Annotated in this window: 8 protein-coding genes; 2 read left to right on the top strand and 6 right to left on the bottom strand. The window is 63.9% G+C overall.

Annotated features, from left to right (window positions below):
• The first annotated feature begins 3 nt into the window (after positions 1-3).
• A complete protein-coding gene (locus E8E75_RS13155; RefSeq protein ID WP_120650528.1) occupies positions 4-561 on the top strand; it encodes a putative glycolipid-binding domain-containing protein in 558 nt (185 codons plus the stop codon).
• A 123-nt stretch (positions 562-684) separates the two neighbouring features.
• Here E8E75_RS13155 and E8E75_RS13150 read toward each other — a convergent pair whose 3' ends face one another.
• The 6 genes from E8E75_RS13150 to E8E75_RS13125 form a co-directional block, all read right to left on the bottom strand.
• Entirely contained in the window at positions 685-3,744 is a 3,060-nt protein-coding gene (locus E8E75_RS13150; RefSeq protein WP_153920708.1) for an efflux RND transporter permease subunit, read from the bottom strand.
• A complete protein-coding gene (locus E8E75_RS13145; RefSeq protein WP_153920710.1) occupies positions 3,741-4,757 on the bottom strand; it encodes an efflux RND transporter periplasmic adaptor subunit in 1,017 nt (338 codons plus the stop codon). The genes E8E75_RS13150 and E8E75_RS13145 overlap by 4 nt, the downstream gene beginning before the upstream one ends.
• 112 nt (positions 4,758-4,869) lie before the next feature.
• Complete coding sequence (locus E8E75_RS13140) at positions 4,870-5,649, bottom strand: ABC transporter permease (protein WP_120650522.1); 780 nt, start codon at positions 5,647-5,649, stop codon at positions 4,870-4,872.
• The gene (locus E8E75_RS13135; protein ID WP_120650520.1) at positions 5,646-6,578 is read right to left on the bottom strand and encodes an ABC transporter ATP-binding protein; all 933 of its coding nucleotides are present in this window, start codon (positions 6,576-6,578) and stop codon (positions 5,646-5,648) included. The genes E8E75_RS13140 and E8E75_RS13135 overlap by 4 nt, the downstream gene beginning before the upstream one ends.
• 114 nt (positions 6,579-6,692) lie before the next feature.
• Positions 6,693-7,313 carry a glutathione S-transferase gene (locus tag E8E75_RS13130; RefSeq protein WP_120650518.1) on the bottom strand — a complete coding sequence of 207 codons (621 nt, stop codon included), beginning with the start codon at positions 7,311-7,313 and terminating at the stop codon, positions 6,693-6,695.
• Between the two features lie 90 nt (positions 7,314-7,403).
• Positions 7,404-9,368: a methyl-accepting chemotaxis protein gene (locus tag E8E75_RS13125; protein WP_120650516.1), complete on the bottom strand. Its 1,965-nt coding sequence runs from the start codon at positions 9,366-9,368 to the stop codon at positions 7,404-7,406.
• Positions 9,369-9,629: 261 nt separating this feature from the next.
• Here E8E75_RS13125 and E8E75_RS13120 point away from each other — a divergent pair, with 261 nt between their 5' ends.
• Complete coding sequence (locus tag E8E75_RS13120) at positions 9,630-12,317, top strand: cation-transporting P-type ATPase (protein WP_153920714.1); 2,688 nt, start codon at positions 9,630-9,632, stop codon at positions 12,315-12,317.
• Positions 12,318-12,337: the final 20 nt, after the last annotated feature.

Below are 12,337 nucleotides of genomic sequence, written 5' to 3'. Positions count from 1 at the left end.
CCGATGAGAACCACCGCCCTCTGGACCCACCTGTGGAACACCCGCGCCCCCACCCAGGGCCTGGAAGACTTCCGCCTGGAGGGGCGTCGGGTGGACAGCAGCATGCTGGCTTTCGACGATGACGGTGCCTGCTATCGCCTGAACTACACCCTGGAATACGACAAAGGCTGGGAGCCCCGCGTCTTCAATGCCACGGTGCGAGATGGGCGCGGCACCCGCAGCCTGGCGCTACGCCGCGACGGGCTGCACTGGTTCGATGGCAACGGCCAGAAGCTGCCGGAACTGTCGGGCAGCCTCGACCTGGACCTCTGGCCCACGCCCTTCACCAACAGTCCGAGCATCTGGCGGCTGTTCCTCAACCCTGGTGAACGCCGGGAAATCGAAGTGGTGTTCATCGAAGCGCCGCAGTTGTCGGTACGGCGCATGCGCCAGGCCTATACCCGCCTCGACCAGAACCGCTATCTCTACCAGAACCTCGACGGCAATGGCTTCGAGGCCGTGCTGACCCTGGACGAGGATGGCCTGGTAAATCGCTATCCGATGTTCTTCCAGCGGCTGTGAGACCCGTGGGGGCGAATTCATTCGCCAACCGGACCGCAGGTTCGGACGCTAAAACCCGAGAGGGCAGCTGCACTGCCCTTGGCGAATGAATTCGCCCCTACAGGCAAACGCCCCTTTGCAGGATCAAGCCGTCGCCGCCTCCAGTTTGTGGATCGGCTTCCAGCGCCGCACCTGCTGGTAGAGCGTCGGCACCACGAACAGGGTGAAGAAGGTGCCCACCAGCAGGCCACCGACTATCACCATGCCGATCTGTTGCCGGCTTTCCGCACCAGCGCCCGAGGCGATGGCGAGCGGTACCGAGCCCAGGACCATGGCGCCGGTGGTCATCAGGATCGGCCGCAGACGTTTCACCGAGGCTTCCATCACCGCTTCATGCAGGTCGACGCCCTGGCGCAGCAACTGGTTGGCGAACTCGACGATGAGAATGCCGTGCTTGGTAATCAGGCCGATGAGGGTCACCATCCCCACTTGCGAGTAGATGTTCAGCGTGCCGCCAAAGAGGGTCAGCGCCAGCAAGGCACCGGCCATGGAGAGCGGCACGCTGAAGAGGATGATCAGCGGGTCGATGAAGCTCTCGAACTGCGCCGCCAGCACCAGGTAGATGAACACCAGGGCCAGGGCGAAGATCAACGCCACGCCGGTGCTGGAATCCTTGAAGTCCCGTGAGGTGCCGGTGTAGTCGAACTGGGTGTCCGGCGGGAACACCGCGCGCGCAGCCTCCTCCAGGTAATCCAGGGCCTCACCCAGGGTGTAGCCCGAGCCGACGTTGGCCGTCACGGTCACCGCGCGAAGCTGGTTGAAGTGGTTGAGCTCGCGGGGTGCCACGGTTTCCCGCACGTCGATCAGGTTGGCCAGCTGCACCATGCTGTCGTTGCGGCCACGCACGTAGACGCGATAGAGGTCGTCCGGATTGCTGCGGTCGACGTTGGCCAGCTGCACCAGCACGTCGTACTGCTCGCCGTTCTGCTTGAAGCGGGTTACCTGGCGGCTGCCGAACAGGCTTTCCAGGCTGCGGCCAATGGCGGCGGTGTCCGTGCCCACCGCCACGGCCTGCTCGCGGTTGACCGTGACCTTGAGCTGCGGCGAGTTGAGCTTGAGGTCGCTATCCAGGCTCTCCAGGCCTGGATAGTCACGCACCCGTTCCATCAGCTCGTCGACGTATTTCTGCAAGTCGCTGTACTCCAGCGAGGAACGGATTACGAAGTTCACTGGCTGGTTGCGCGCACTCTGTCCCAGCGGCGGACGGTTGATTGGGAAGGCCCGCACGCCGGGAATGTCACGCAGCTTCGGCAGGAGCTCGTCGCGAATCTCGAACTGGCTGCGGCCACGGGAACCCCAGTCTTCCAACTTCAGGAAGGACAAGCCCTGGGCCACGGTCGGGAAGCCAACCACCACCATGTAGCGGTTGGCTTCGGGAATCGACTGGTAGGCCTCCTCCAGCAGTTTCGCGTAGCGGCTGGTGTACTCGATGGTGGCGCCGTCGGGACCATTGATCGAGCCGACTATGGTGCCGGTGTCCTCGGTGGGCGCCAGTTCGCTGCGCAGGCCGCTGAACAGGATCAGGCAGAACACCAGGATGCCCACCAGCAGCAGGATGATCAGCATCCAGGCGCGCAGGACCCGCTCCAGCAGGTGGCGATAGCTATAGGTCAGCGAATGGAGGAAAGACTCCACCAGGTTGTAGAGGCGTCCATGTTTCTGCTCGGCGTGGGGCTTGAGCAGTTGCGCGCACATCATGGGCGACAAGGTCAGCGCGACGAAGCCGGAAACCAGCACAGCCCCTGCGAGCGTCCAGGAAAATTCGGTGAAGAGCTTGCCCGAGGTGCCCTGCATGAAGCCGATGGGCGCGTACACGGCGGCCAGGGTCAGGGTCATGGCGATCACCGCGAAGGCGATTTCGCGGCTGCCCTTGTAGGCTGCCTGAACCGGCGACATGCCCTCCTCTATGTGCCGGTGGATGTTCTCCAGCACCACGATCGCGTCGTCCACCACCAGGCCGATGGCAAGCACCATGGCCAGCAGCGTCAGGGTGTTGATGGAGAAGCCCAGCAATACCATGAGGCTGAAGGCGCCGATCAGCGACACCGGGATAGTCACCAGCGGAATCAGGGTGGCGCGCAGGGATCGCAGGAACAGGAAGATGATCAGGATCACCAGCACCACCGCTTCCCAGATGGTGGTGTAGACGTTGGCGATGGACTCGCGGATGAACAGCGAGTTGTCGTTGGCGATGGTCATTTTCATGCCGTCGGGCAACAACGCCCTCAATTCCGGCAGCGCGGCATTGAGGCCATCGGAGATTTCCAGCGGGTTGGCCGTAGCTTGCTTGACCAGCCCCAGGGAGACCGCCGAGCGGCCGTTGAAGCGCACGATGCTGCGCTCGTCCGCTGCGCCGATCTCGGCGTGGCCGACATCGGCCAGGCGCAACAGATAACCGCGCTGGTCGTTGAGGATCAGGTCGTTGAATTCCTCTGGCGTACGCAGGTCGGTTTCCGACAGCACGCTGAACTCGCGCTGCACCGACTCGATGCGTCCAGCCGGGATTTCCACATTCTGCCGGCGCAGGGCGTCTTCCACGTCCTGCACTGTGAGGTCATGGGCCGCGAGCTTTTCAGGGTCCAGCCAGATACGCATGGCGAAGCGTCGGGCGCCGCGAACCTGCACCTCGGAGACGCCGGGGATGGTCTGCACGCGGTCACGGATCACCCGCTCCAGCACGTCGGTGATCTCCATCGCCGAATGCTGTTCGCTGTAGAAGGCTATCCAGATCACCGGCTGAGCGTCGGCCTCGACCTTCTGCACGATGGGCTCGTTGATCTCGTCCGGGAGCAGGCCACGCACGCGGCCCAGGCGGTCGCGCACGTCATTGGCGGCCTCGTCGGCGTTGGTGCCGAGGCGGAACTGGGCGGTGATCTGGGTGTTTTCCGAGCGGCTGATGGAGGCCACGAAATCCAGGCCTTCGATGCCGGAAAGCACGTCCTCGATGGGCTGCGCCACCTGGGATTCCATGATCTCCGGGCTGGCACCCGGGTAGATGACGTTGACCGTGACGATGGGCACGTCGATGTTGGGATATTCCCGCACCGCCAGCCGCTGGTAGGCCAGCAGCCCGAGCAGGACCAGGATCAGCGACAGGACAGTGGCGAATACTGGCCTGCGGATACACACATCGGAGAGCGTCATGCCCCACCTCGCGCTACGGTGCGGACCTCCAGTCCGGGGCTGACCTTCTGCCAGCCCGCGGTAATGACCTGCTCGTTACCCTGCAGGCCTTCGCGTACCTCGGCCTTGCCGCGCAGACGCTGGCCGATCTTGATCTGTCGCCGCTCAACCTTGCCGTCCACCACCAGGTTGACGAACAGTTGTTGCCCCACGGGCATCACCGCCTCTTCGGGAATCAGCAACGCCTGCGGACGCTCTGCGAGGATCACCGAAACCTTCACGAACTGGCCGGGTTTCAGGCGATGGTCCCGGTTGCCGACCTGGGCGCGGATCGCCTGGCTGCGTCCCACCTCATCCAGGCGCGGGTTGAGGGCGATGATCTCGCCACGGAAGCGCTCGCCTGGGTACGCATCCAGGCTGAGCTCCACCAGTTGGCCGATGCTCACCTGGCTGACCGCCTTCTGCGGCACGCGGAAATCCACCTTCAGCGGGTCCAGCACCTCCAGGTTGACCATGTCCTGGCCGGCGCTGAGGTAGTCGCCGACACTGACCTGCCGCAGGCCGAGCGTGCCGTCGTAGGGCGCGCGGATCTGGGTCTTTTCCAGGCGTGCCTGGGCCAGGGCCAGGCTGGCGCGGGCAGCTTGTTGCTGGGATTGGGATTCGTCCTGGGCCTGGGCGTTGCTGGCGCCACGGGCGAACAGCATCTTGGCCCGCTCGTAGCTCTTTTCCGCCAGGTCGAGGTTGGCCTGGGCCTGGGCCAGCTCGGCGCGGGCGATGGCGTCGTCCAGGCTGATCAGCAGTTCGCCGCCCTTGACCGCCTCACCCTCACGAAAATGCAGGCTGGCAACCCTTCCCTCGATTTCCGGACGGATCATCACCGACTCGTCGGAGCGCAGCGAACCGAAGGTCACCAACTCGTCGCGCACCAGTGCCCGTTGTGGCTCGGCCACTTCCACCAGCGGCGCCTCCTGGGCCACGGCGGACAACGAGGCAAGCGCCCCGAACAACAGCCAAACACTGCGACGGACCATCATCTGGAGCCTCTGGAGCAGAATGCATGGGGGAAGGAAGTCTGCCGACTGTATCGGCAGACTTCGATCAGTGGCATCGGGAAGATAATGCCACTCTATGTCGCATTGTTTCGCGTTATTGACGCATGCCGCGCCCGCTCACCAGTAGGCGGATACAGGCGACGTAGAGAATGGCCATTGTGATCAGCATCAGCACGATGGCGACACCGATATTGATGTCGGACACACCGAGGATGCCGTAACGGAAGGCATTGACCATGTGCAGGATCGGGTTGCCCAGGGAAACCGCCTGCCAGAACGGCGGCAGCAGGTTGATCGAATAGAACACGCCGCCGAGGTAAGTCAGCGGGGTCAGCACGAAAGTCGGGACGATCGAGATGTCGTCGAAGTTACGTGCGTAGACGGCGTTGATGAATCCGCCCAGGGAGAAGATTGTGGCGGTCAACAGCACTACCAGCGCGGTCACGCCGATGTGGTGCACCGAGAGTTTGGTGAAGAACAGCGACAGGAAGGTGACGATCAGCCCCACCGCCAGCCCGCGCAACACGCCACCGATGGTGTAGCCGAGCAGTATGGTGTGCGGCGAAACCGGCGATACCAGCAGTTCCTCCACCGAACGCTGGAACTTGCTGCCGAAGAAGCTCGACACCACGTTGCTGTAGGAGTTGGTGATGACCGACATCATGATCAGGCCGGGGACGATGTAGTCCATGTAGCTGAAGCCGCCCATGGCGCCGATCTGCTTGCCGATCAGGTTGCCGAAGATGACGAAGTACAGGGCCATGGTGATGGCCGGGGGCAGCAGCGTCTGCGGCCAGATGCGCGTGAAGCGGCGGACTTCGCGGTAGACGATGGTTTCCAGGGCGACCAGGTTGGCGCGCAGTTCCGAACTCATACGGCCACCTTCGCCAGGTTTTTCTCCACCAGGGACACGAACAGCTCCTCGAGGCGATTGGATTTGTTGCGCATGCTCAGCACATCGATGTTCAGGGCGGCCAGTTGACGGAACAGCTCGGTCAGACCCTGGGTCTTCTCCACCTGAACCTCCAGCGTGTGGTCATCCACCAGCTCAGCGGGATAGCCATTGAGCTGCGGCACCACTTCCAGGGGCTCCTTGAGGTCCAGCAGGAAGGTCTCCTTGTGCAACTTCTTCAGGAGCTCCTTCATGCTGGTGTTCTCGACGATACGACCGTGGTCGATGATGCCGATGTTGCGGCAGAGCTGCTCGGCCTCTTCCAGATAGTGCGTGGTGAGGATGATGGTGATGCCCTGCTCGTTGAGCTCGGTGAGGAAGCTCCACATGGAGCGGCGCAGCTCAATATCCACGCCTGCGGTAGGTTCGTCGAGGATCAGCAGGCGCGGCTGGTGGACCAACGCGCGGGCGATCATCAGGCGTCGCTTCATGCCGCCGGACAATTCGCGGGAGGCCGAGTTGCGCTTCTCCCACAGGCCGAGCTGGGTCAGGTACTGCTCGGCGCGCTCCTTGGCGATGTTCGCCGGAATGCCGTAATAGCCCGCCTGGGTGACGACGATGTCGAACACCTTCTCGAACTGGTTGAAGTTGAACTCCTGGGGCACCACGCCGAGGCAGCGTTTGAGCGCGTAGGGCGATTTGTCCAGGTCATTGCCGAAGACGCTGACGCTCCCGCTGGTCTTGTTCACCAGGGTGGACAGGATGCCAATAGTGGTGGACTTGCCCGCGCCGTTTGGGCCGAGCAAGGCGAAGAAATCACCTTCGGTCACGTCCAGGTCGATGCCCTTGAGGGCCTGGAAGCCATTGCCGTAGGTCTTGGTCAACTGCCGGATGGACAGGGCGGAACTCATGATGGATTCGTCTGCTTCAGAAGGAAGGAGCTAGATAAGGCTGATTGCCAGCAAATTCAACCGTAACGCGCTGCACATCAGCCTAGGTTCAAGGAGCCGGATCGGCGAGTCGGATCACGTAAGTGCCGTCATCACCGCCTTTCGATAGGCCGGCCGGGCTTTCAGGCGCTCGTACCAGGCTTCGAGGTGGGGCAGTTCCGGGCGCAGGATCGGCATCTCGAACCAGGCATAGGCGAAGCAGCCCAGGGGAATGTCACCCATCGCAAAAGTTTCACCCGATAGGTAGGGACGCTCGGCCAGGGCGCGGTCGGGAATGGCCAGCAACTGGCCGCAGCGGGTCAGCGCAGCTTCGATCACTGCGTGATTGCGTTCGGCCGGCGGAGTGCGCAGGGTGCCCCAGAACAGATCGCGGAACGGTGTGGCGAAGCTGGATGTGGCCCAGTCCATCCATTTGTCCCCCTCGGCGCGCGCCACCGGCGACTCCGGGTAGAGGCTGCCGGAGGCGTAGCGCGCGGCCAGGTAGCGGACGATGGCGTTGGACTCCCAGAGCACCAGGTCGCCATCCTCGATCATCGGCACCAGGCCGTTGGGGTTGCGCTTGCGGTACACCGGCTCATTGACCAGGCCGAAGGCGCCACCGGCATCCAGCTGTTCATAGGCGACGCCGACTTCCTCGGCACACCAGAGCGCCTTGCGCACGTTGGTGGAATTGATTCGCCCCCAGATCTTCAGCATTGCGACACTCCAGGCCGGTTGGACAGGGGCACCATTCTAGGGCGCGATTCCGGGTGACGGAATGCCGAATCCTCCAGACTTGTTCGGGACTCAAAGCCGGAAGTGGCCGGCCATCCCTTGCAACTCCTGCCCCAGCCGGGCAAGCCGGACGCTGGAGGTTGCCGTTTCATCCATGGCCACGGCCGACTGATCAGCGATATCTCGAATACTGGTTACGCTGCGATTGATCTCCTCGGCCACCGCGCTCTGCTGTTCGGCCGCTGCAGCGATCTGCTGGTTCATCTGGTGGATCAGGGTCACCGCATCGGCGATTCCGGCCAGGGCTTCTTCGGTCAGATTGGCATCCTGCACCGTCAGGTCCACCAGGTTTTCGCTCTGCTGCATGTGCTCCACCGAGCTGCGCACACCGTCGCGCAGGGTCGCGATCAGCCGCTCGATCTCGGCGGTGGACTGCTGGGTACGCCGCGCCAGCGCCCGCACTTCATCGGCCACCACGGCAAAACCACGGCCCTGCTCGCCTGCACGCGCCGCTTCGATGGCGGCGTTCAGGGCCAGCAGGTTGGTCTGCTCGGCGACACTCTTGATCACATCCAGCACGGTGCCGATGCTCTGCGTGTCCTGGCTGAGGCGCTGGATGCTGGACGTGGTTTCCTCCATGGCATGGGCCAACTGGTTGATCCGCTCGAGAGTCTGGCGCACCACCTGGCTGCCACTGCTGACACGGTTGTCCGCCGCCTCGGTGGAGCTGGCTGCAGCCTCGGCGTTGCGCGCCACCTCCTGCACGGTTGCAGCCATCTGGCTCATCGCCGTGGCCACCTGGTCGGTTTCCTCACGCTGGCCGTTTACGCCCACACGCGTCTGCTCGGTGACGCTGGAAAGCGCCTGGGCCGAAGCGGAAATCTGTGCCACCCCGCCCTGCAGGCGGCCAACCATGTCACGCAGATTGCCAGACATGCCCTGCATGGCCTCCATCAACTGGCCGATCTCGTCGCGACGCTGCACTTCGATGCTGGCGCTGAGATCGCCCTCGGCTATCTGCCGGGCCAGCCCTATGACCCGGCGCAGTGGCCGAACGATCAACAGACTGATCAGCGCCGTGGCAGCCAGGCCGATCACCAGGGCGAGGGCCGCCGCCAGCAGGATCAGCAGCGAGCTGGATTCCTGCTGGGCACGCATGTCGGCCTTCTGCAGTTCGTAGGCGCGGTCCACCGCCTGCACCACCCGCTCCGCCTGGGCGGCGAGACGGGCGTACTCCCCGCGCTGCTGCTGCAACGTGGCGGTGTAGTCCTTGAGTCGTTCGTTGAAAGAGTCGACGTTGCCGATGACCTCGGTGAGTACAGCGGCGTAACCGGGGTCCTGCATGGCGTCGCGCAGTTCGGCGGCGAGCTTTTGCGCATCCAGGGCTTCCTGGATCTGTGGTGCGCCCGCCTCTTCTGTTCCCCGACTCTGTTCCAGACGTAGGCGGGCCTGGTTGAGCGCCTGCAGGAGCAACTGGTAAACGCGACCGATCTGCCCGCCCTGGGTAACCAGATCTCCCCCCTGGGCGCCCTGGGAACTCTTCAGCAGATCGACACCATCCTCGTTAAGGCCACTCTGCAGCACGTCGAGGCTGTTGGATGCGCTGACCACCAGCCAGTTCGCCGCGTCCAGGGCCAGGCGCTGGTTGTCGGTGAGTTCCACATAACGATCGAATGCCTGGCGGTACTCGGCCATGGCCTGGGTGACTTCACCCAAGGCGTCGCGCCCTGGGCCCGACAGTTGTGCGGCCAGTGCCTCGCTCCGAGCGACTATGGCCTCGGCCTGCTGACGCAGCGTCTCGGCATGCTTGGCGTCGGAAGTAAGCGCGTAGTCCTTTTCCGTGCGCCGGATCACCAGCACATCGCTGCTGATGGCGCGCATTTCCTCCAGCAGGTGCGCCCTGCCGTCGACCGCGCGCAAGGCAGTGAAGCCGGTGGCCGCCACCACCAGGGTCAGCGCCAGAACGACGCCGAACCCCAGCATCAGCTTGTTGGCAGTACTCAGGCTCGCCAGCCTGCGTTGCAAGACAGTCCACATGCTCCTACCTCCCCACAAGGCGACAACCGCATGGACGCGATCTGCTATCCGCTTCCCCGAAACGGCGACCATAGGAGCTGGCGCATGGTGGCGACAAGCCACAATCCTGCCTTCCCGAATACCGTGCTGTTTTTGACTAACTAGAGGTCGTTTCTGGATAGCTTTCTATCCTTCCTACAGAAAACCAGGAACTGACCCAGGCCAATAAACGACGACCACAGGGGAACTAGGCTTGACTCAGGATTCGCCAAGGAGGACTCCATGACCGCTCCATCAGCTACCCATTGGCACGCCGAGACCGCCGAGGCCAGCCTGCAGCAGCTAGACAGCAGGCCAACCGGGCTGGACACGGAAGAAGCGGAACGCCGCCTGGCCAGCTACGGCCCCAACCGACTACCCGAACGGGCCGGTGCCGGCCCCCTGAAGCGATTCCTGCTGCAATTCCACAACCTGCTCATCTATGTACTGCTGGCTTCCACCCTGGTCACGCTGGCCCTGGGCGAGTGGCTGGACAGCGCGGTTATCTTCGGTGTGGTGCTGATCAATGCCGTGGTCGGTTTCATCCAGGAAGGCAAGGCCGAATCGGCCATGCGTGCGATCCAGAAGCTGTTGACCCTGGACAGCCGGGTCAAGCGCGACGGAGAGGTACGCCAGCTGCCTGCCGAAGAGCTGGTGCCGGGTGACCTGGTACTGCTGGAGGCCGGCGACCGCGTGCCGGCTGACCTGCGCCTGCTGGAAACCCGCGACTTGCGCATCGAGGAAGCGGCACTCACCGGCGAATCCGTTCCCACCGACAAGACCAGCCGCCCGGTGACCCCGGACGCCAGCCTGGGAGACCGCCACAGCATGGCCTACTCCGGCACCCTGGTCAGCGCCGGCAGCGGCGTCGGTCTGGTGGTCGCCACCGCTGGCGAGACCGAACTGGGCCGCATCAGCCACTTGCTGGGCTCGGTGGAGCAGCTGCAGACACCGCTGCTGGCGGACATGGCGCGCTTCGCCCGCCAGCTCACGCTGATCATCCTCGTGCTGGCGGCTGCCACCTTCGTCTTCGGCATATTGCTGCGCGGCTACAGCGCCGACGACATGCTGATGGCCGCCGTCGGCCTGGCCGTGGCCGCCATCCCCGAGGGCCTGCCGGCGGTGCTGACGATCATCCTGGCCCTGGGCGTGCAGCGCATGGCCCGTCGCAACTCGATCATCCGTCGCCTGCCGGCCGTGGAAAGCCTGGGGGCGGTAACCGTGGTGTGCTCCGACAAGACCGGCACCCTGACTCGCAACGAAATGACGGTGCAGCGCATCTATACCGCCGCCCGCCGTTACGAAGTATCAGGCGTGGGCTATGCGCCCGAAGGAGACGTCAGCCCCATTGTCGACCTGGCCCATGACCTGCACGAACTGGCTCGCGCCGGTTTGCTGGCCAATAGCGCCAGCCTGAGCGAGGTGGACAGCCAGTGGTGCATCACCGGCGACCCCACCGAGGCCGCACTACTCACTCTGGCTGGGAAGCTGCAGCTCGATATGGACGAAGAGGCATCGCGCCGCCCCCGAGTGGACGCCATTCCCTTCAGCTCCGAACGCCGCTACCTGGCCAGCCTCCACCGCGACGACAGCGGCCAAGGCGTGATCTATCTGGTGGGTGCGCCCGAGCGCTTGCTGGAAGTCTGCGATCGGCAATGGCGCGACGGAGCCGCCGAGACGCTGGATCCACGCATCTGGGACGACGTGCTGGGCGAAGGCGCAGCCTCTGGCCTGCGCATGATTGGTCTGGCCCGTCGCAATGCCGGAAGCGGCCAGCACGAGCTGGACCATGCCGACCTGGACAAGGGCTTCGTGCTGCTGGGGCTGGTGGGCATGATGGACCCCCCGCGAGAGGAAGCCATCCTTGCCATCGAGGAATGCCACAGCGCAGGCATCCACGTAAAGATGATCACCGGCGACCATGCAGCCACGGCCGCCGCCATCGCCGAGCGGCTTGGCCTGCCGGCAGGAAACCCGCTGACTGGTGCCGACCTGGATGACCTGACCGACGCCGAGCTCGACGCCCGCCTGAAGGAAACCAGCGTGTTCGCCCGCACCAGCCCGAGCCACAAGCTACGCCTGGTGGAGCGCTTGCAGGCGATCGGCGAGCGGGTGGCCATGACCGGCGACGGAGTCAACGACTCCCCTGCCCTCAAACGCGCCGATATCGGCATCGCCATGGGCATCAAAGGCACCGAGGCCGCCAAGGAAGCTGCCCAGATGGTACTGGCGGATGACAACTTCGCAACCATCGCCCACGCGGTGGAGGAAGGCCGCACCGTCTATGACAACCTGAAGAAATCCATTCTCTTCATACTGCCCACCAATGGTGCCCAGGCGATCGTCCTGCTGACCGCCATCCTGCTCGGCCTGACCCTGCCCATCACCCCGCTTCAGATCCTCTGGGTGAACATGATCACCGCCGTCACTCTGGCGTTGGCACTGGCCTTCGAACCAGCCGAGGATGACCTGATGGCGCGCCCACCTAGGGATCCGAAGGCACCACTGCTGTCCGGCGAGTTGCTCTGGTTGATCCTGCTGGTATCGGTACTGCTGACCGTGGCCAGCCTGGGTCTGTTCATCTACACCCAGCAACTGGGCTGGAGTATGGAGGCCAGTCGCACCCTTGCGGTGAACGCCCTGGTATTTGGCGAGATCGGCTATCTGTTCAGCAGCCGAAGGCTGAACGGCCCAGCAAGTTTCAGCTTCAGGGACAACCCCATGGTCTGGGGCATGGTCGGCCTGATGGTGTTGCTGCAACTGGCATTCACCTACGTACCGGCGCTGCAGGCGCTGTTCGGCACCAGCAGCATGGGCGTAGTGGGTTGGAGCTGGTGCCTCGGGACGGCCGTGGCGACTTGCGGGTTCGTGGAGGCCGACAAGCGGGCGCGCCACTATATCGCCAGCAGACGGGGCGGACGGATAAAATAGCGTCAAGACCCCAAGGTATG

Origin of the sequence: Pseudomonas sp. BN606, assembly GCF_029873115.1 — a bacterium.
GTDB lineage: Bacteria > Pseudomonadota > Gammaproteobacteria > Pseudomonadales > Pseudomonadaceae > Metapseudomonas.
This window is presented reverse-complemented; position numbering and strand designations above follow the sequence as displayed.

What these genes read in the sequence shown, in the direction of transcription:
- E8E75_RS13155 (WP_120650528.1), top strand. Translation starts at nt 4, where the DNA reads ATGAGAACCACCGCCCTCTGGACCCACCTGTGGAACACCCGCGCCCCC.
- E8E75_RS13150 (WP_153920708.1), bottom strand. Translation starts at nt 3,744, where the DNA reads ATGACGCTCTCCGATGTGTGTATCCGCAGGCCAGTATTCGCCACTGTC.
- E8E75_RS13145 (WP_153920710.1), bottom strand. Translation starts at nt 4,757, where the DNA reads ATGATGGTCCGTCGCAGTGTTTGGCTGTTGTTCGGGGCGCTTGCCTCG.
- E8E75_RS13140 (WP_120650522.1), bottom strand. Translation starts at nt 5,649, where the DNA reads ATGAGTTCGGAACTGCGCGCCAACCTGGTCGCCCTGGAAACCATCGTC.
- E8E75_RS13135 (WP_120650520.1), bottom strand. Translation starts at nt 6,578, where the DNA reads ATGAGTTCCGCCCTGTCCATCCGGCAGTTGACCAAGACCTACGGCAAT.
- E8E75_RS13130 (WP_120650518.1), bottom strand. Translation starts at nt 7,313, where the DNA reads ATGCTGAAGATCTGGGGGCGAATCAATTCCACCAACGTGCGCAAGGCG.
- E8E75_RS13125 (WP_120650516.1), bottom strand. Translation starts at nt 9,368, where the DNA reads ATGTGGACTGTCTTGCAACGCAGGCTGGCGAGCCTGAGTACTGCCAAC.
- E8E75_RS13120 (WP_153920714.1), top strand. Translation starts at nt 9,630, where the DNA reads ATGACCGCTCCATCAGCTACCCATTGGCACGCCGAGACCGCCGAGGCC.